General features: G+C 72.7%; 18 protein-coding genes. 7 read left to right on the forward strand and 11 right to left on the reverse strand.

Translation table 11 applies throughout. From position 1 onward, the window contains the following. Positions 1-318: 318 nt before the first annotated feature. Positions 319-1,488 (reverse strand): AI-2E family transporter, encoded by a 1,170-nt coding sequence (locus tag AQI88_RS17260; RefSeq protein WP_066999463.1) that lies wholly within the window; start codon positions 1,486-1,488, stop codon positions 319-321. A gap of 312 nt (positions 1,489-1,800) precedes the next feature. After that, positions 1,801-2,223 (reverse strand): DUF2267 domain-containing protein, encoded by a 423-nt coding sequence (locus AQI88_RS17265; RefSeq protein ID WP_066999466.1) that lies wholly within the window; start codon positions 2,221-2,223, stop codon positions 1,801-1,803. A 187-nt stretch (positions 2,224-2,410) separates the two neighbouring features. Between AQI88_RS17265 and AQI88_RS17270 the strand changes: the two genes are divergently transcribed. From AQI88_RS17270 to hypE, 7 genes are all read left to right on the forward strand, one after another. Then, a complete protein-coding gene (locus AQI88_RS17270) occupies positions 2,411-4,126 on the forward strand; it encodes an enoyl-CoA hydratase-related protein (protein ID WP_066999468.1) in 1,716 nt (571 codons plus the stop codon). Further along, positions 4,123-4,707: a hydrogenase maturation protease gene (locus tag AQI88_RS17275; RefSeq protein WP_066999472.1), complete on the forward strand. Its 585-nt coding sequence runs from the start codon at positions 4,123-4,125 to the stop codon at positions 4,705-4,707. The genes AQI88_RS17270 and AQI88_RS17275 overlap by 4 nt, the downstream gene beginning before the upstream one ends. 61 nt (positions 4,708-4,768) lie before the next feature. Further along, positions 4,769-5,494, forward strand: coding sequence for a hydrogenase nickel incorporation protein HypB (gene hypB, locus AQI88_RS17280; RefSeq protein ID WP_066999475.1), 726 nt, complete (start codon positions 4,769-4,771; stop codon positions 5,492-5,494). After that, positions 5,491-7,848, forward strand: coding sequence for a carbamoyltransferase HypF (gene hypF / locus AQI88_RS17285; RefSeq protein ID WP_066999478.1), 2,358 nt, complete (start codon positions 5,491-5,493; stop codon positions 7,846-7,848). Before hypB ends, hypF begins: the two co-directional genes overlap by 4 nt. 3 nt (positions 7,849-7,851) lie before the next feature. Beyond that, positions 7,852-8,142, forward strand: a complete 291-nt coding sequence (locus tag AQI88_RS17290) for a HypC/HybG/HupF family hydrogenase formation chaperone (RefSeq protein ID WP_066999481.1) — start codon at positions 7,852-7,854, stop codon at positions 8,140-8,142. Beyond that, positions 8,139-9,281, forward strand: a complete 1,143-nt coding sequence (hypD, locus tag AQI88_RS17295) for a hydrogenase formation protein HypD (RefSeq protein WP_066999484.1) — start codon at positions 8,139-8,141, stop codon at positions 9,279-9,281. The genes AQI88_RS17290 and hypD overlap by 4 nt, the downstream gene beginning before the upstream one ends. Beyond that, complete coding sequence (gene hypE / locus AQI88_RS17300) at positions 9,274-10,365, forward strand: hydrogenase expression/formation protein HypE (RefSeq protein ID WP_066999487.1); 1,092 nt, start codon at positions 9,274-9,276, stop codon at positions 10,363-10,365. Before hypD ends, hypE begins: the two co-directional genes overlap by 8 nt. A 60-nt stretch (positions 10,366-10,425) precedes the next feature. Here hypE and hypA read toward each other — a convergent pair whose 3' ends face one another. The 9 genes from hypA to AQI88_RS17345 all read right to left on the reverse strand — a co-directional run bounded on the left by hypA (position 10,426) and on the right by AQI88_RS17345 (position 18,246). Then, the gene (gene hypA / locus AQI88_RS17305; RefSeq protein ID WP_066999489.1) at positions 10,426-10,773 is read right to left on the reverse strand and encodes a hydrogenase maturation nickel metallochaperone HypA; all 348 of its coding nucleotides are present in this window, start codon (positions 10,771-10,773) and stop codon (positions 10,426-10,428) included. A 7-nt stretch (positions 10,774-10,780) separates the two neighbouring features. After that, complete coding sequence (locus AQI88_RS46665) at positions 10,781-10,930, reverse strand: hypothetical protein (RefSeq protein WP_167357461.1); 150 nt, start codon at positions 10,928-10,930, stop codon at positions 10,781-10,783. A gap of 74 nt (positions 10,931-11,004) precedes the next feature. After that, positions 11,005-11,211: a hypothetical protein gene (locus AQI88_RS17315; RefSeq protein ID WP_066999494.1), complete on the reverse strand. Its 207-nt coding sequence runs from the start codon at positions 11,209-11,211 to the stop codon at positions 11,005-11,007. 20 nt (positions 11,212-11,231) lie between these two features. Beyond that, positions 11,232-11,828, reverse strand: a complete 597-nt coding sequence (locus AQI88_RS17320) for a DUF5947 family protein (RefSeq protein WP_107118582.1) — start codon at positions 11,826-11,828, stop codon at positions 11,232-11,234. After that, positions 11,825-12,397 carry a NifU family protein gene (locus AQI88_RS17325; protein ID WP_066999499.1) on the reverse strand — a complete coding sequence of 191 codons (573 nt, stop codon included), beginning with the start codon at positions 12,395-12,397 and terminating at the stop codon, positions 11,825-11,827. Before AQI88_RS17325 ends, AQI88_RS17320 begins: the two co-directional genes overlap by 4 nt. Next, complete coding sequence (locus AQI88_RS17330; RefSeq protein WP_066999501.1) at positions 12,390-14,183, reverse strand: nickel-dependent hydrogenase large subunit; 1,794 nt, start codon at positions 14,181-14,183, stop codon at positions 12,390-12,392. Before AQI88_RS17330 ends, AQI88_RS17325 begins: the two co-directional genes overlap by 8 nt. 64 nt (positions 14,184-14,247) lie before the next feature. Further along, positions 14,248-15,309, reverse strand: coding sequence for an NADH-quinone oxidoreductase subunit B family protein (locus tag AQI88_RS17335; RefSeq protein WP_066999503.1), 1,062 nt, complete (start codon positions 15,307-15,309; stop codon positions 14,248-14,250). Positions 15,310-15,366: 57 nt separating this feature from the next. After that, positions 15,367-16,938 carry a hypothetical protein gene (locus AQI88_RS17340; RefSeq protein WP_244184182.1) on the reverse strand — a complete coding sequence of 524 codons (1,572 nt, stop codon included), beginning with the start codon at positions 16,936-16,938 and terminating at the stop codon, positions 15,367-15,369. 411 nt (positions 16,939-17,349) lie between these two features. Beyond that, the gene (locus tag AQI88_RS17345; RefSeq protein WP_066999506.1) at positions 17,350-18,246 is read right to left on the reverse strand and encodes a LysR family transcriptional regulator; all 897 of its coding nucleotides are present in this window, start codon (positions 18,244-18,246) and stop codon (positions 17,350-17,352) included. Positions 18,247-18,273: the final 27 nt, after the last annotated feature.

An 18,273-nucleotide genomic window follows, 5' to 3' on the forward strand; every position in this document is an offset into this window, starting at 1 on the left:
ACGGCGGCGCCGCCTCCCTGGGACGGGGAGACGGCGCCGCGCTTCTTCACGCGTCCGTGGACGTCAGACCAGCCACCCGATGAAGTGGATGATCCCGGCGAGGACGTCGGTGAGAAGGTTCATGATCGTGCTGCTCCTTGCGATGTGGCTTTTGAGTGGGACCTGTGCGTCAACTACGGTCTGCAGCCCGTCGCTTGCACACCGAAAGTATCGTCCCGGCTCCGGCACCTCACCGGTCTCACGAGCGACGATCACCTGTTCCAGGGAACAACTGATCCCCTGTTCGGATCGCGCAGGAGCCACACCAACTCTGGTGAATCATCTGGAAGTCGGCTGTTGCGGCACCGCTCGCAGCGCGCGCAGCACCGACCACACCACCGAGATGAACGGGACGGCCACCACAGCGCCGATCACCCCCGCCACGATGCTCCCCGCGATGACGGACACGGCGACGACGAGCGGATGCAGCCGGACCGCCCAGCTCATCACCAGCGGGTGCAGCACATGCCCCTCCAGCTGGCCGATGACCACGATGAGCACCAGCACGGCCGCGGCCGTGAGCGGTCCGCGCCCGGCCAGGGCGACCACCGTGGCCACTCCGAGCGCGACCGGCGAGCCCACCAGGGGGACGAACGTGGCGAAGAACTCCAGCAGCGTCAGCGGCAGCGCGAGCGGCACCCGCAGCACGAGCAGGGCGATGCCGACGAGGACGGCGTTGGTCGCCGCCACGATGATGATGCCGCGCGTGTACCCGGCGAACGTCAGCCAGGCCGCACGTCCCGCCCGGTCCCACCGCGAACGGGCACCGCTCGGCAGCAGCTGGTCACGCGCCCAGCTCCACATGCGCTCGCCGGAATGGATGAAGAAGACGGAGGCGAAGAGCGCGAGCGCGCCGCCCGTGATCAGCTCGACGACCCGGCCCAGCCCCGAGACGGCGCTGCTGAGCAGGCTGGCCTGGTGCCCGGCGATGTAGTCGGTCACCTGGCGCTGCAGATCGGAGAGCCTGCCCGGGCTGAGCCGGAACGGCGGCCCCTGCAGCCACAGCTCGATCCGGTGCACCCCGCCGCGGAACTCACCCGCCAGCTTGTTCGACTCGTTCGCCACCGCGTTGCCGACGAGCGCGAACAGGGCCAGCAGGAGCAGCAGGCTGCCGACGAGGGCGACGGCGACGCTCAGGGGTCTGGTGAGGACGCGGCTCAGGAGATCGGCGAGGGGGCGCAGCACCGAGGTGACGACGAGAGCGAGGAACAGGGCGACGGCGATGAGCTGGAACCGGCCCAGGACGCTGAAGACGCCGTAGACGACGATGCCGACGAGGATGAGACGCCAGGCGTAGGCGGCGGCGACCCGCAGCCACGGCACCGTGCGCGCGGCCACCGGGCCGTCCGGCTCGCAGCGGTCGGCCGCCGGGAGCCGCACGGAGTACGACGGCCGACTGCCCAGCACCGCCCCACGCCCCCGGCCCGTTCGCCCGCCCGCACCGCCCATCAGGCCTCCCGCCTCCTCTCCACCGCCGGTTCCTTGTCCGTCACGTCTAGGGAACGGTAAGGGCAAGCCACGGGCCGGATCGCACAACGCGCCCGAGCCCGTATGCGCTGCGATCACCCACGAACCAGCAGTCAGGGGGCGCCGAAGCACTGCCCGGGATCGCCGGACTCGGCGCGCTCGGCGGCGCGCTTGTTCAGTTCGGCCAAGGGGGCACTGGTCAGCGTGCCTGCCGGGCTCAGATCACGGTAGGCCGCCGGCGCGGGGAGCGGACGGTCACAGGAGCCTCACAATCCGTGGGCGTCCGCCCGTCTCCTACCCGCTCCCGAGGGCGCGCTCCACGGGCAGCAGCTCCCGGATGTCCGCGGGCAGTGCTCCGGCCATCCGCTCGGTCAGCTCGGGCGCGAGAGCGGCGTCGAGCACCTCCAGTACGGCGGCGGCATCGCGCAGGGCCCTGTCCTCGTCCGTGCCGGCCCGGTCGGCGATCCGTCCGGCGAAGACGGTCAGCCCGAACCGCTCACCCGAGGTACCCGCATCGGGGCCGGCGGACGCGTCCACAGCCTCCCGCATGGCAGCCGCCAGGTCCGGCGGCAGCTGGGCCGCCACATGGCGGGCGAGCCCGGACGGCAGCCGCTCGGACAGGGTGCTCAGCACCGCGTGTGTCGCCCGCTCGGCCGACCCCCGGTCGGGCAGCTGAGCGAGTGCCTGCACTTTTCCGATCATCAAGTCGTGCTTCATGAGGCCGGCTCCTTCCCCACGGGGGCAACGGCCGAGTACCCGTATTCGCCGGGCTCTGCGACCGCCTTGCCGGCCGTCGGGTGCCTGTCCCCATGCGATCCGGATGGAGGAAGGGATCTGTCCGGGGAGGGCGAAACGCCGCAGGGGTTCTTCCCGGCACCCCGGGAACGGACGAACATGCCATGTCATGGACATTTTGCTCGTTGCCAGCGCGTTCAACAGCCTTTCCCAGCGGGTCTACGCCGAACTGTCGGACCGGGGACACCGGGTGGACGTCGTGCTGGCCACCCACGGCGCCGACCCCGTCCGCGCCGCCGTACGCGAGCTGCGCCCGGACCTGGTCGTCGCGCCGATGCTGAAGACGGCCCTGCCCGAGGACGTCTGGCGGGAGCGCACCTGCCTGATCGTGCATCCGGGACCGCCCGGCGACCGCGGCCCCTCCTCGCTGGACTGGGCGATCGCCGAGCAGGCGCCCCGCTGGGGCGTGACGGTGGTCCAGGCCGAGGCGGCCATGGACGCGGGGGATATCTGGGCGACGGAGTCCTTCCCCGTACCGCCCGTCGGAAAGAGCGACCTGTACCGCAACGAGGCCTCCGACGCCGCCGTCGCCGCCGTCCTGCTGGCCGTACGCCGCTACGCCGACGCCTCGTACAAACCCCGCCCCCAGGCCGACGACTCCGTCCAGGTGGTGTGGCGCGACTTCCACCGGCAGGAGCGGCGCCGGATCGACTGGGAGAACGACAGCACCGAGACCGTGCTGCGCAAGCTCCGCGGCGCCGACTCGCAGCCGGGCGTCCTGGACGAACTCCTCGGCCGGGAGGTGTTCCTGCACGGCGGCCACCCCGAGGACCTGCTGCGCGGCCGCCCCGGCGAGCTGCTGGCGACCCGGGCGGGCGCGGTCTGCCGGGCCACCCGCGACGGCGCCGTGTGGATCCCGGAACTGCGCCCGCGCAAGAACTCCGGCGACCCGGCACCCTTCCGGCGTCCCGCCGCCTCCGTACTCGCCGCGTTCTCCGGCCGGGACACCCTGAGGCTCCCGGAAGCCGCCGTCCCGCTCGAACTGCCCCCGCACCGGCACACCTGGGCCGACATCCGCTACCGGCAGCGCGGCGACGCCGGCTTCCTGAGCTTCTCCTTCCCCGGTGGGGCGATGAGCACCGACCAGTGCCGCAGACTGCTCGCCGCCTACCGGTACGCGCTCACCCGCCCCACCCCGGTCCTGGTGCTCGGCTCGGACCGTGACTTCTTCTCCAACGGCATCCACCTGAACGTCATCGAGGCGGCCGCCGACCCGGCCATGGAGTCCTGGACCAACCTCAACGCCATGGACGACCTCGTGGAGGCGGTGCTGCGCACCACCGACCGGCTGGTGGTGGCCGCGCTCGCCGGCAACGCGGCCGCCGGCGGCGCCATGCTCGCCCTCGCCGCCGACCAGGTGTGGTGCCGTACGGGAGCCGTCCTCAACCCGCACTACCGGCGGATGGGCCTGTACGGATCCGAGTTCTGGACGTACACGCTCCCGCGTCGCGCCGGAGCCCGCACCGCCCGCCGGCTGACCGAGGAGGCACTGCCGCTCAGCGGCGCGGCGGCCGAGCGGATCGGGCTGGTGGACCGCCTCGTGCCCGCCGGGGCGGGCGAGTTCGCCGCCGAGGTCGAGCGGCTGGCCGCCGCCCTCGCCGCCGCCCCCGACCTCCGGCAACGGATCGCTGCCAAGGCCGCGGCACGCCGCTCGGACGAGGAGGTACGGCCGCTCGCGGACCACCGGCGCGACGAACTCGCCCGGATGCACGCCGTCTTCTTCGATCCCCAGGCCCCCTACCACGCGCTCAGGTCGGCCTTCGTCCGAAAGAAGCCCGCCGGTTCCGCGCGCCCCCTGGCACCGGTCGCCGGAGTGGTCCGGTGAGCCCCGGCCGGCTGCTCGTGGCGGGCGTCGGCAACATCTTCCTCGGGGACGACGCGTTCGGCCCCGAGGTGATCCGCGCCCTCGACCGGCGTCCGCTGCCGCCCGAGGTGCGCGTGCGGGACTTCGGCATCCGCGGCCTGGACCTCGCCTACACCCTGCTCGACGGCTACGCCACCGCCGTCCTGGTCGACGCGGCCCCGCGCGGACACCGCCCCGGCACCCTCACCCTGATCGAGGCGGAACCACCCCACGGCACGGCCGTACCCGAGGCCCATGGCATGGACCCGCAGAAGGTGCTGGCCCTGGCCGCACACCTGGGCGACGAGCCGCTGCCCCGGGTGCTCGTCCTGGCCTGCGAGCCCGAGGTCCTGCCGCGTGGCGACGAGGACATCCTGCCGGGCCTCGGCGCACCGGTACGGGCGGCCGTCGACCGGGCCGTGGACGCGCTGCACACGCTGATCCCCGTTCTGCTGGCGGATCCGGCCGCGCCCGCACCACCGTTGGGCCGCCCGATGGAATCCGGGCCCCCGGACGCGGCTGCGCTGACCGGCACCGCGGCCGGCGGAGCCGAAGATCGGTGAGACCCCGGGCCGCACCGGACGCGGCCGGGGCTCCGCTTCACGACCGCGAGGAGCTGCGCCCATGTGCCGGTCCGACGTCAAGCAGGCCGTCCTGGCCAAGAACGACGACCTGGCCGCGCGCCTGCGCGACGACCTGACGCGGCAGGGCGTCACGGTGGTCAACCTGCTGTCCAGCCCCGGCAGCGGCAAGACGGAGCTCCTCGGCCGGGTCCTGGCCCAAGCCGTGGACCGGCGCGTTCCGGTCGCCGCGCTCACCGCCGACCTCGCGACCGAGAACGACGCCGTCCGGCTCGCGCGGTCGGGCGCGCCGGTGAGACAACTGCTCACCGACGGACTGTGCCACCTGGAGGCCCGGCAGGTACGCGGGAGCCTTACGGGCTGGCTGCCCGCGGGCACCGCGGTGCTCTTCGTGGAGAACGTCGGCAACCTCGTCTGCCCGGCGTCGTACGACCTCGGCGAGAGCCTGCGGATCGTGCTGATGGCGGTGACCGAGGGCGAGGACAAGCCGCTGAAGTACCCCACCGCGTTCGGCTCGGCCCATCTGGTCGTCATCACCAAGACCGACCTGGCCGAGGCGGCCGGCTTCGACGAGGCCGTCTTCCGGGCCCATGTCCAGCGGGTCAACCCCGGGGTGGAGATCGTACGGTCCTGCGCCCGCACCGGCGACGGCGTCGACACGTTCCTGGCCCACGCTCTCGCCGCCCGGCACGGAGCCCCGCCGCACCGGCCCCCGCTCGCCCCGCACCCCCACGGCCACCACCATCCCGCCTCCGCCCCCGTCTCGTGACCGCGCCCGTCACCGGCCCGGTACGCCGCCGGCTCACCGTGCGCGGCACGGTGCAGGGCGTCGGCTTCCGGCCGTATGTGCACCGGCTGGCCGCCGACCTCGCGCTGGCCGGGTACGTGAGTAACACCGCGAACGGCGTGCTCATCGAGGTCGAGGGCCCGGCGGAGGGCGTCGGACGCTTCTGCGAGCTGCTGGCCGGGCAGCCCCCGCCGCTCGCCGCGGTCACCGGCGTCGGCAGCGAGGACCTCCCGGCCACCGGCGCCACCGATCCCTTCACCATCCGTCCCACCGAGGGGTCCACCGGCCGCACCCAGCTCCCGCCCGACACCGCGACCTGCGCCGACTGCCTGCGCGAGCTGGCCGATCCGGACGACCGCCGCCACCGCCACCCGTTCCTCACCTGCACCCACTGCGGCCCCCGCTTCACCATCGCCACGGCGATGCCGTACGACCGCGCGGCCACGACCATGGCGGGCTTCCCGATGTGCCCCGCCTGCGCCCGCGAGTACGGCGCCCCGGCCGACCGGCGCTTCCACGCCCAGCCCGTCGCCTGCCCCGACTGCGGCCCGCGGCTCCGCCTGGTCCCGGCCGACGGCACCGGCGTCCGCCCGGCCCGGGACGCCGACGCCCTGGCCACGGCTCGGGCCCTGCTGGCCGCAGGGCGGATCGTCGCCGTGAAGGGCGTCGGCGGCTACCACCTGGCCTGCGACGCCACCGACGCGACTGCCGTCGCCACCCTGCGCACCCGCAAGGAACGGGGTGGCAAGGCCTTCGCCGTGATGTGCGCCGACCTCGATGCGGCCGAACGCGTCGCACTCCTCTCCGACGCCGAACGGACCGCGCTCACCGGCGCCCGGCGCCCCATCGTCCTGCTGCGCAGACGCGCGCGGACAGACGGCCTCCGCCTCGCCGACGAGGTCTGTCCGGGCAGCCCCCACGTGGGCGTGATGCTGCCCTACACCCCCGTCCACACCCTGCTGTTCGGGCTGCCGGGTGATCCGCCCGGCCCCCGGGTGCTGGTCATGACCAGCGGCAACCGCTCCGGCGAGCCCATCGTCACCGACGACACCGACGCGCTGACCCGGCTGGCCAAACTCGCCGACGCCTGGCTCGCCCACGACCGGCCCATCGCCTCCCCGTGCGACGACTCCCTGCTACGGGTGCGCCCCGACGGCACCGAACAGGTGCTGCGCCGCTCCCGCGGGTACGTCCCCCGCCCCCTGCGGCTCCCGCTCCCGGTCCGTCCCGCGCTCGCGGTCGGCGGCGACCTGAAGAACGCCCCCTGCCTCGGCGAGGGCGACCACGCCTGGTTCGGTCCGCACATCGCAGACATGGGCGACCTGGCCACCCTCGCAGCCGCGGAACGGGCCGAACGGCACCTCACCCGCCTCACCGGAGTCACCCCCCGGCTGGTGGCCGCCGACCGGCACCCCGGATACCACTCGACGGCCTGGGCGCGCCGACGCGCCTCCCAACTCGTCCTGGAATCACCGAAGCTGGTCCAGCACCACCACGCACACATCGCCTCGGCGATGGCCGAACACGGCCTCGACGGCAGCACGCCCGTGATCGGCGTCGCCTTCGACGGCACCGGGTACGGCGACGACGGGACCGTGTGGGGCGGCGAGGTACTGCTCGCCGACTACACCGGCTACCGGCGCTTCGCCCACCTGACCCCAGCCCCGCTGCCCGGCGGCGACGCCGGCGTGGCCAACCCCTGCCGGCTGGCGCTGGCCCGGCTGTGGGCGGGGGGGCTGGCGTGGGAGCCGGACCTGCCGAGTGTCGCCGCGTGCACGGAGGGTGAACTCGCCGTCCTTCACCGACAGCTGACCCGGCAGGTGGCCTGCGTACCGACCTCCAGCATGGGCCGCCTCTTCGATGCCGTGTCGTCCCTGGTCGGCGTGTGCCACCGCGCGGGATACGAGGCGCAGGCAGCGCTGGAACTGGAGGCCGCGGCGACGGAGGCGTGGCATGCGGATGCCCTGGCGTACGGCTTCGGGTTCAGCAGACCGGGCCCGGCGGCCGGGTGGCACATCGCCCCGCCGCTGGAAGCCCTCCTCGCCGATCGGCGCCGCGGCACCCCCGCCCCCGTACTGGCGGCCCGCTTCCACCGGGGCGTGGCCCGGGCCGTCACCGAGATCTGTCGCCGGGCCCGCAGCGCAACCGGCCTTGACACCGTCGCCCTCACCGGGGGCGTCTTCGCCAACGGCCTGCTGGAGGAGGAGTGCGCCGCCCTGCTGACCCGGGACGGCTTCACGGTCCTCAGGCACGGCGAAGTGCCGCCGAACGACGGCGGGTTGGCGCTCGGCCAGCTCATGGTCGCGGCAACCGCAATCAACCACGAGACGGAGTGACCCATGTGTCTGGCAGTGCCCGGCAAGGTCGTGGCCATCGACGACGGCGCCGACCCGCTCACCGGGCTGATCGACTTCGGCGGAGTGCGGAAACAGGCGTGTCTGGAGTACCTGCCCGATGTGCGGGTGGGGGAGTACGTCATCGTCCACGTCGGGTTCGCGTTGCAGCGGCTGGACGAGGAGTCGGCCCGGGCGTCCCTGGAGCTGTTCGGGCAACTGGGACTGCTGGAGGAGGAGTTCGGCGACGCCTGGGAGCAGGCGGCCCGGCAGGAGAGCGGACGTGAGGTCCAGTGAAGTACATCGACGAGTTCAACGCCCCGGACCTGGCACACCGGTTGCTGGACGAGATCCGCGCCACCGTCACCCGCCCCTGGGCGCTGATGGAGGTGTGCGGCGGCCAGACCCACTCCATCATCCGTCACGGAATCGACCAACTCCTCCCGGAGCAAGTGGAGTTGATCCACGGCCCCGGCTGCCCGGTGTGCGTCACGCCGCTCGACGTCATCGACCAGGCGCTGGAGATCGCCGCTCGCCCGGGCGTGATCTTCTGCTCCTTCGGCGACATGCTGCGGGTGCCCGGCACCGACCGGGACCTGTTCCGGGTCAAGGGCGAGGGCGGTGACGTACGGGTGGTGTACTCGCCGCTCGATGCCCTCGACCTCGCCCGCAGGAACCCGGACCGCCAGGTCGTCTTCTTCGCGATCGGCTTCGAGACGACGGCCCCTGCCAACGCCATGGCCGTGCACCAGGCCCGCCGCCTGGGCCTGGACAACTTCAGCCTGCTCGTGTCCCACGTCCGGGTCCCCCCGGCGATCGACGCCATCATGACGGCCCCCGAATGCCGGGTGCAGGGCTTCCTCGCCGCCGGGCACGTGTGCAGCGTGATGGGCACCGCCGAGTACCCGGAGCTGGCCGAGAAGCACCGGGTGCCGCTCGTCGTCACCGGCTTCGAACCGCTGGACATCCTCGAGGGCATCCGCCGCGCCGTCCACCAGCTGGAGCGCGGGGAGCACCGGGTGGAGAACGCCTACGCCCGAGCCGTGCGTGAGCGGGGCAACCCGGCGGCCCTGCGCATGATCGAGGAGGTGTTCGAGGTCACCGACCGCAACTGGCGCGGTATCGGCCGCATTCCGGCCAGCGGCTGGCGCCTGACCGACGCCTTCCGCGCCTACGACGCCGAGCACCGTTTCGACGTCACCGGCATCCGCACCGAGGAACCCGCCCAGTGCCGTGCCGGCGAGGTCCTGCAGGGCCTGATCAAACCGACCGAGTGCGAGGCGTTCGGCACGACCTGCACCCCGCGCACCCCGCTCGGCGCCACGATGGTCTCCAGCGAGGGCGCCTGCGCGGCCTACTACCTGTACCGCCGGATGACCGGCCCCGCGCCGCAGGGATCCCGTATCCCGCGGGAGGAGATGAACCCCGTTGGCTGACCTCGCCACCGAAGCCGCCGAAGCGACCGAAGCGTCCGTCGACCCCGCGAACTGGACCTGCCCCGCCCCCCTGCGCGACCAGCCGGTCATCGTGATGGGCCACGGCGGGGGCGGCGCCCTGTCCGCCGAGCTGATCGAGCAGGTCTTCGCCCCCGCGTACGGCAACCCCACCCTGGCCGCCCTCACCGACTCGGCCGTCCTCGACCTGGGCGGCGCGCGGCTGGCGTTCTCCACCGACTCCTACGTCGTACGGCCGCTGTTCTTCCCCGGCGGCAGCCTGGGCGACCTCGCGGTCAACGGCACCGTCAACGACCTTGCGATGAGCGGCGCCCGGCCCGCCTACCTCTCCACGGCGTTCGTCCTGGAGGAAGGCGTGGAACTCGCCGTCGTCGAGCGGATCGCCCGCGCCATCGGGGCGGCGGCCCGGGCGGCGGACGTCACCGTCGCCACGGGCGACACCAAGGTGGTCGAGTCCGGACACGGAGACGGCGTCTACGTCACCACCGCCGGCGTCGGCCTCGTCCCCGACGGAGTCGACATCCGCCCGCAGCGCGCCCGCCCGGGCGACGCCGTCATCGTCAGCGGCCCGATCGGCCTGCACGGCGTGGCGATCATGAGCGTGCGGGAGGGCCTGGAGTTCGGCATCGAGATCGCCTCCGACACCGCGCCCCTGGCCGGCCTGGTGGCAGCCATGCTGGCGGTCACCCGGGACATCCACGTCCTGCGCGACCCCACCCGGGGCGGGCTCGGCGCCTCCCTGAACGAGATCGCCCGCGCCTCCGGCACCGGCGTCCGGCTGCGCGAGCGGGCCGTCCCGGTCCCGGACGAGGTCGCGAACGCCTGCGGCTTCCTCGGCCTGGACCCGCTGTACGTCGCCAACGAGGGCCGGCTCGTCGCCTTCGTGCCCCCGCAGGAGGCCGAGGCGGTGCTCGCGGCGATGCGGGCCCACCCGCAGGGCGGCGGCGCGGCTCTGATCGGGGAGTGCGTCGAGGATCATCCGGGCATGGTCGTCGTCGCCACCGCCCTCGGCGGCACCCGGGTGGTGGACCTGCCGCTGGGAGAGCAGCTGCCGCGCATCTGCTGAGGAGGTGCGGACAGCGTGCGGCCCCGCCGGAGCCCGAGGCACCGGCGGGGCCGCACCCGGTCAGGGCACCGCTTCGACGCCCGTGATCTCCAGTTCCCGTCCGCTGCGCAGGTCCTGCGAGGGCTGGTCGCAGCGGGGGCACCAGAAGAACGGCGGCATGCCGACCGCGAACTCCTCGGCACACCCGCCGCACCAGGCTCGCGCGGTCACCTGCTCGACGACGAGACGGGCCGCGGCGAGGGCCGTACCGTCGCGGGCCACCTCGAAGGCGAAGTGCAGCGCGTCCGGTACCACCCCCGCCAGCTCCCCGACCCGGACGGTCACCGACGAGACGCCGTCGACGCCGTCCGCCCGGGCGATCTCCTCGGCCTGTTCCACGATCGCCGTAGCGATCGACAGCTCGTGCACGGCGGGCTCAGGGGTACCGGCGGTTCGCGCGCAGGCCACCGGTCATCCGGTAGATCCGCAACTCGCGTACCACGCCGGGCAGTTCCTTCAGGAACAGGGTCAGCGCCAGACCGCCCACCAGCACGGCCTGCGCGAGCAGCACCTGTCGCCCGGACACCGCCGATCTCGCTGTCCTCGCCCTTTTGCAGCGCTTCATCACGCTCACTCCCTGGTCTCTCATCCCGGGCTCTGTCATCCCGGCGAGATGTTCGGCATTTCCTCGATCAGCGCGTCATGCCGCTTCGAGTGGATCCCCGTGGAGCGGCGCGCGTCGGAGGTGCCGTCCGCGTGGTGTCCGCTCTGCTCCTTGTACGGGCCCTTGTTGCCCTGGTGCAGGCCGCGCACGTGGGTGGGCGTGTCGGGCTTCGCCTGGGGGCGCCCCACTCTGATGCTGCCCATGGTCGTCTCCTTTCTGGGCTTCACGATCGCTCGGTGAGCTCCGCGAAGAACCGCTCGACGGCCGGCCAGACCCGGCCGCCACCGGACAGCCCCCGCCACTCGCGGCGGACGAGGGCGACCATCCGGAAACAGTCGTCGATGGGCACGATCCAGTGCTCGTCCGCGCCCCGTACGGTGTTCACCAGCAGCGCCTCCACCTCGGGTGCCACGGAGGCGAGCTGCGGACACATCGTGGCCAGCCGCTGCCAGGCCGCCGCGTCCACCTCCCACCGCATGGCTCCCGCCGGGCTCGGCCCCTGGGCGGTGACCGTGCCGTCGCAGCGCGGTACGAAGAACACCAGGCCCACCGGTACGCCCAGCACCGCCGTGTCGACCGGCGGCAGCCGGAGCCGGCGCCGGGGCACCAGCCGGTGACGTCCCTCGCCCGCCCCGTCCTCGGCGAACAGCACCGAGCAGGGCCGGCACACGCACTGCACCTGTGCTGCCTCGGTGTCGTACAGGTGGGGGTGCTCGTCGGCCACCGGGGCGGCGCACAGGTCGCACACCTCGGGCTCGGCGGTCACCGCCCGGTCGGCGGCCGAGCGGATGACGCGGGCCAGCGCTCCGTCCATGGTCACTGCGCCACCTGCGGCTGCGGCGCGGTGCGCCGCGTCAGCGTGGTCAGCGGGACGAAGGCCGGGGCCGCCCGCCGCTCGGCGGCGACCGGTTCCACGGCCTCCAGCTCCGGGGCGGCGGCCAGCACCGCCGCGCGGACGGCTTCCGTGATGTCGGCCGACCCGCCGCCGCATCCGGAACCGCACCCGCCGCCGGTGCTCACCCGCACCCGGGCCACCCGCCCTTCGACACCGGCCCACTCCAGGTCACCGCCGCGTTCGCGCACCGCGGGCCGCAGTTTCTCGACCGCGCGGGCGGCCCGGCGCTCGGCGGGCTCGGGATGCAGGGCGTGCAGCACCAGCAGGTGCCCCAGCAGCTCGTCGTCGGCCAGGCGCTCGCGCAAGGCCTCGTCCGCCCGGTCCAGGACCCGGGCGAGCGCCTCGCCGTAGACCTCGGTCAGCAGACGCACCGACTCCAGCGCCTCGCGGGCGGCCGGGCCGGGCGCGGACTCCAGCCCCGCCAGCACCTCGTCGAGCCGGGTGAGCCGCGCCTCCACCGCCGGATCCGGGAGCCGTACGACCGGGTCAGCCATGCGAGGCTCCGTATGTGGGCGAGTGCACGGTGGACAGCGTCTTCCCCTTGCCCATGTACATGTGCACCCCGCACGGCAGACACGGGTCGAAGCTGCGGACGGTGCGCATGATGTCGACGCCCTTGAAGTCGTCGGGCCCGTTCTCCTCGAAGACCGGCTGGCCCTGGACGGCGTCCTCGTACGGCCCCGGGGTGCCGTAGATGTCGCGGGGGCTGGCGTTCCACGGGGTGGGCGGGTACGGGTGGTAGTTGGCGATCTTCTTGTCCCTGATCACCAGGTGGTGGGAGAGGACGCCGCGCACCGCCTCGTGGAAGCCGCAGCCGATCGCCTCGTCGGGCACCTCGAAGTTCTCGTACACCTTGGTGTCGCCGCTGCGGAGCATGCCCATCGCCTCCTCCAGGAACTGCAGGGCCATGGCGGCGGCGTAGGCGACGAAGTACGGCCGGGCCCGGTCCCGTTCGATGGTGTTGCTCCACTTCGGGATGTGCCACTCCAGCGTGGTCTCCGGCAGCGACTCGCCCTTGGGCAGCGAGATGCGCACGCTGGAGCCGGTGGCCTTGACGTACGGCGTGTCGACCAGGCCGCTCAGCGCGGTCGTCCACAGCCGGGCGAGGGGCCCGCCGCCGGTGTCCAGGGCGAGGTGCTCGCCGGTCTCCGGGTGGTGCCAGCGCGGACTCATCACCCAGCTGTAGTTGCCGTCGAAGTCGCGTTTCTGTGGCACCGGGACGGTGGTCTGGTTCCACGGGTGGCGCATGTCGACGGGGTTGCCGAGCGGGTCGTGGGTGACGAAGGGCTGCTCGTTGACCCAGTCCTCGTAGTAGGAACTGCCGAGCATGATCCTGAGGCCGAGGTTGATGTCGACCAGGTTGTTGGTGACCAGCTTGCCGTCCACCACGATGCCGGGGGTGACGTACATCGCCCTGCCCCACTGGTTCATGTTCGCGTAGCGGTAGTCGACCACGTCCGGGTTCTGCCAGGCGCCCCAGCAGCCCAGCAGGATGCGGCGCTTGCCGACCTCCTCGTAGCCGGGCAGGGCCTCGTAGAAGAAGTCGAAGACGTCGTCGTTCATCGCCACCGCCTTCTTCACGAAGTCGATGACGTGCATGAGCCGGCTCAGATAGTCGGTGAAGGTGTTCGGCTGCGGCATCGTGCCGACCCCGCCCGGGTACAGCGTCGACGGGTGGACGTGCCGCCCCTCCATCAGGCAGAACATCTCTCGGGTGACCCGGCTGACCTTCAGCGCCTCCTTGTAGACCTCGCCCTCGAAGGGGTTGAAGGCCTGCATGATGTCGGCGATGGTCTTGAAGCCGTGGACGTCCCCGCGGGGCGCGGTGGTGCGCTCGGCGCGGGCCAGGACACCGGGGTTGGTGGCCTTGACCATCGCCTCGCAGAAGTCCACGAAGACCAGGTTGTCCTGGAAGATCGTGTGGTCGAACATGTACTCGGCCGCTTCGCCGAGGTTGGTGATGTGCTCGGCCAGCTTCGGCGGCTTGACGCCGTAGGCCATCTGCTGGGCGTAGTTGGAGCACGTGGTGTGGTTGTCGCCGCAGATGCCGCAGATGCGCGAGGTGATGAAGCCGGCGTCGCGCGGGTCCTTGCCCTTCATGAACACCGAGTAGCCGCGGAACAGCGACGAGGTGCTGCGGCACTCCACGACTTCCCGGTTCGCGAAGTCGATCTTCGTGTAGATGCCCAGGTTGCCGATGATCCGGGTGATCGGATCCCAGGACATGTCCACGATCTGTGCGGGTCTGCGCCCTGAGGGCCGGGACTCGGTGGTCGTCATCTGTGGTACTGCCCCTCGCTGTTCGGGTTCGGCGGGTCGGTGGCGGGATGCGGGACGGGCGGCGTCACGCACGCCAGTGCGGGTTGTATCCGCTGGTCAGCTTGCGCTTGTTGTGGCGCCACTTGGGTTCGTGGTTCACCACGTCGTTGGTCAGGCCGCGCAGCCGGCGGATGACGGCCCCGTACGGCTTGACGGCGAGGGTCGACAGCGTCGCCCCGGGTGGTTCGTCCATGAACGGCATGAACGCGTCGGGGAAGCCGGGCATCGTGCACCCGATGCAGATGCCGCCGACGTTCGGACAGCCGCCCACCCCGGCCATCCAGCCGCGCTTGGGCACGTTGCAGTTGACGACCGGACCCCAACAGCCCGTCTTCACCAGGCACTTGGGCGAGTTGTAGTCCTTGCCGAAGTCGGCCTGCTCGTAGTACGCGGCCCGGTCGCAGCCCTCGTGCACGGTCTTCCCGAACAGCCACTGCGGCCGCAGCATGTGGTCCAGCGGGGGCGGGGGAGCGGTACCGGCCGCGTGCTGGAGCACCCAGATCAGGGTCTCCATGAAGTTCTCCGGCTGGATGGGACAGCCGGGCACGTTGACGACGGGAAGACCGGCCTGTGACCGGAACTCCCAGCCCAGGTAGTCGGCGAGCCCCATGCAGCCCGTGGGGTTGCCGGCCATGGCGTGGATGCCGCCGAAGGTGGCACAGGTGCCGGCGGCCACCACCGCCCAGGCCTTCGGGGCGAGCTGGTCGATCCACCAGTTCAGGGTCTGCGGCTCACCGGTCTCGGGGTCGTTGCCGAACGACGTCCAGTAGCCGTCGCCCTCGATGATCCGCTGGTTCGGGACCGAACCCTCGATGACGAGGATGAACGGGGCCAGGTCGCCGCGCGCCGCCGCCCGGTACGGGGCGAGGAAGTCCTCGCCGCCCAGGCTCGGCGAGAGCACCTTGTTGACCAGGTTGACCTTCGGCAGGCCCGGGATGAGGCCGAGCACCACGTCCTCGATGGAGGGCTGGTCGGCGGCCGTCAGGGAGACGGTGTCGCCGTCGCAGCTCATGCCCTCGGAGATCCAGAGGATGTGGATCTCGTCGATCGCGTCGCGCTCCTCGGTGGCACTGCTCTGGGTGGTCATGTCGTCCGCCTTTGCTGCAGTCGGTCGCGGAGTCGGTCGTCGGCGTGCGCCGGCAGGTCAGGGGCGTCCATCGAACCGTCCCTCCTCCGGCCGGTCGGCCGGACGCTGGGGCCGCGGGGACTGCGGCCGGGGTGGTTGGCCGCGGCCCGGCGGACTCGGTGCGTCCGTCTGCGCGAGCGGCTCCAGCTCGTCGGGCCGGAAGTAGTGGAAACGGCCGTACCAGCCGTGCAGTTCGGCGGCGGGATCGTCGTCCACGGTGACCGCGAGGTGCACACTGCCGTCCACGTCGTGGAAGACCGCCGCCACCTGCGCGGTCCGGCCGGCCAGGAACATGTCCTGGGCGTCCGCGCCCCGGCCGCGCGGCCGCAGCCGGACCCGGCTGCCGCCACCGACGGGGACGCCGTCCACCGACACCGTGTCGGTCGTCGGGGACAGCCCGTCGTCGGCGCCCTCCTGCCACCAGGAGGGCCGTTCGGCCCGGGCCCCGGTCGTGACGGGCGTGGCCGGGGTCAGCGAGCGGATCGCCCCGTGCAGCCGGGCGAACACCTCCCGGGGCATGCTGTCGACCCGGTCGAGGATCTGTGCGGCACGCGCGTCCGTGGCCCGGGCCTCGGCCTTCTCCTCGTCGGTCAGGAGCATGGTGCGCAGCGTCAGGATCTCGTCGATCTCCGCCGCGTCGTGCAGATCGCCCGGGCTCTCCGGCGCCACCTGCGGGCGGTCCGGGAGGATGATCGGGGAAGAGAGCACGACCGGTCCGGTCGGACCCGTGTCCTCGGGTGCTCCGCCGAGCACGGGAAAGGTGAACTCGTTGCGGCAGCCGCGCACCTGGTCCCGCAGGCCGGCAGGCGGATCGATCAGCGAGACGAACTCCACGCCCGCACCGCCGAGAAGCGTGTGGGCCCCGAGCAGCGCAGACCGCAGAGCATCACCACGCACGGCCCGGGCATCCGGGGCGTGGCCGGTGTTCTCGGTGCGCACGCGCAGCCGGTACACGTCCTCGGTGACCCGCTCGGCCACGACCGCCGTCCGCGCCCGGACCTCCTCACGCCGCCGCACCACCTGCCCTGCCCCCGCGGGCAGCGGCTCCGTCTCCTCGCCCGCGGGCGCCCCGGCCTCGGCGGAGCACTCGCCCCGCAGCAGATCCTCCAGCGGCCACTGGAGAGCGGTCTCGTGCGGGACCGCCTCGTCGAAGGTGAGATGGGCCGTGCCGTCCGCGGTCCGCAGCGACTCGACCGGGCGGCAGCGGCCGTCGGCGCCGACCTGCCGCACCTGCTTGTGCTGCATCTGCAGATAGCGCACCCGTACCCGTACGACCGCCCCGGGCCGCCGCACGCGCACCAGGCACTCGGTCTGCTGGTACCAGGAGTCCGCGGAGCCGGAGATGCCCGGCGTGACGGGCCCGTCCGCCTCCACCCAGTCGCGGGGCAGCAGCACCCCGAACTGCCAGCGGACCCGGTTCTTGGCCGAGGAGCGGCGGTACGGGTAGAGGAGGTAGCCCTCGTACAGGACGGCATCGGCGACAGCGCTCACCTGCGCGAAGGCGCCGCCGGACACGTCGTGCGACGCGTCGTCGGCCTCCCCTTCCACGGCAGCGCATGCCACGCCGTTCCCGCCGCCCGTCTCCGCCATCCCGCCTCCTTGTCACAGGTGCACCGGCCGATCCCTTCCACCAAGGTCACACCCCTCACGGGTCCTCGCCCCTCCGGCGGACCGGTATTGCTCCGGTCAGGGGAGAGTGCGGGTTCGGTGGTGGCTGCGGTCATGGGTGAGGGCGGTACGTGATCGGAGCGGAGCGGTCATGTGGGCCGTGCGGTGTCGAGGCAGCAGTGGACGAAGTCCTGCACGACGGGATGGTGGTCGTCGGCGGGGGCCCAGGCCACGCCCGCTTGTGTGGGGCTCACGCGGGTGACCGGCGGGTGTCACGCCTGTCACGGGTCCTCGCCCCTCCGGCGGACCGGTATTGCTCCGGTCAGGGGAGAGTGCGGGTTCGGTGGTGGCTGCGGTCATGGGTGAGGGCGGTACGTGATCGGAGCGGAGCGGTCATGTGGGCCGTGCGGTGTCGAGGCAGCAGTGGACGAAGTCCTGCACGACGGGATGGTGGTCGTCGGCGGGGGCCCAGGCCACGCCCACCTGTGTGGGGCTCACGCCGGTGACCGGCCGGTAGACGACGCCGGGGCGGGCGTAGAACCGCGCGGCGGAGCGGGGTGCGAGGGCGATGCCGTAGCCGTTGGCGATGGCGTTCAGCCAGTCGTCGGGCTGCTCGGTGACCGCACCGATGCGGACGGGGTGGCCCTCGCGCTCGTCGGCGGCCAGCCAGTGATCGCGCCACGAGCCGGTATCCGCCGGGGCGGCGACGAACGGTTCGTCCCACAGGTCGCGGAAGGCGATCGTGTCGCAGGCGGCCAGCCGGTGCGTGCTGGGCAGGGCGATCCACCGCGGTTCGCTGAAGAGCGGTTCGACGCGCAGGGCGTCCTGGCCCGGGAAGGGCAGTCTCAGCAGCGCGGCGTCCACGTCCCCGGTGGCCAGGCCCGCGCTCGGGTTCGACCAGGCCGCCTGGCGCAGCTCGGTGCGCCACCCGGGCCGGCGCCGGGCGAATGCGGCGACGATCTCCTGCGTCGCCTCGTTGGCCGCGCTCGCCAGGAACCCGACGCGCAGCACCCGTGCGGCCTGGCGCTGTGCGGTGTGGGTGGCGCGCAGGGCGTCCTCCCACGCCGTGAGCACCCTCGGGGCGAGGCGCGCGAGTTCCCGGCCGGGGCCGGTCAGCGCCATCCCGGCCCGCGAGCGGTCGAACAGCCGTACGCCGAGCAGGGTTTCCAGCTGCCGGACCTGCTTCGTGAGGGCGGGCTGGGACACGAACACGCGCTCGGCGGCGCGCGTGAGGCTGCCCTCCTCGGCGACGGCCAGGAAGGAGCGCAGGAGACGGGTGTCGACATCCATTCCAGCAGGTTATAGGTGCAGGTATTG

It is taken from the genome of Streptomyces cellostaticus, from assembly GCF_001513965.1.
GTDB classification, from domain to species: domain Bacteria; phylum Actinomycetota; class Actinomycetes; order Streptomycetales; family Streptomycetaceae; genus Streptomyces; species Streptomyces cellostaticus.

What these genes read in the sequence shown, in the direction of transcription:
- hypB (WP_066999475.1), top strand. Translation starts at nt 4,769, where the DNA reads ATGTGCCGGTCCGACGTCAAGCAGGCCGTCCTGGCCAAGAACGACGAC.
- AQI88_RS17260 (WP_066999463.1), bottom strand. Translation starts at nt 1,488, where the DNA reads ATGGGCGGTGCGGGCGGGCGAACGGGCCGGGGGCGTGGGGCGGTGCTG.
- AQI88_RS17325 (WP_066999499.1), bottom strand. Translation starts at nt 12,397, where the DNA reads ATGGCTGACCCGGTCGTACGGCTCCCGGATCCGGCGGTGGAGGCGCGG.
- AQI88_RS17265 (WP_066999466.1), bottom strand. Translation starts at nt 2,223, where the DNA reads ATGAAGCACGACTTGATGATCGGAAAAGTGCAGGCACTCGCTCAGCTG.
- AQI88_RS17340 (WP_244184182.1), bottom strand. Translation starts at nt 16,938, where the DNA reads ATGGCGGAGACGGGCGGCGGGAACGGCGTGGCATGCGCTGCCGTGGAA.
- AQI88_RS17345 (WP_066999506.1), bottom strand. Translation starts at nt 18,246, where the DNA reads ATGGATGTCGACACCCGTCTCCTGCGCTCCTTCCTGGCCGTCGCCGAG.
- AQI88_RS17330 (WP_066999501.1), bottom strand. Translation starts at nt 14,183, where the DNA reads ATGACGACCACCGAGTCCCGGCCCTCAGGGCGCAGACCCGCACAGATC.
- AQI88_RS17315 (WP_066999494.1), bottom strand. Translation starts at nt 11,211, where the DNA reads ATGGGCAGCATCAGAGTGGGGCGCCCCCAGGCGAAGCCCGACACGCCC.
- AQI88_RS17270 (WP_066999468.1), top strand. Translation starts at nt 2,411, where the DNA reads ATGGACATTTTGCTCGTTGCCAGCGCGTTCAACAGCCTTTCCCAGCGG.
- AQI88_RS17290 (WP_066999481.1), top strand. Translation starts at nt 7,852, where the DNA reads ATGTGTCTGGCAGTGCCCGGCAAGGTCGTGGCCATCGACGACGGCGCC.
- AQI88_RS17335 (WP_066999503.1), bottom strand. Translation starts at nt 15,309, where the DNA reads ATGACCACCCAGAGCAGTGCCACCGAGGAGCGCGACGCGATCGACGAG.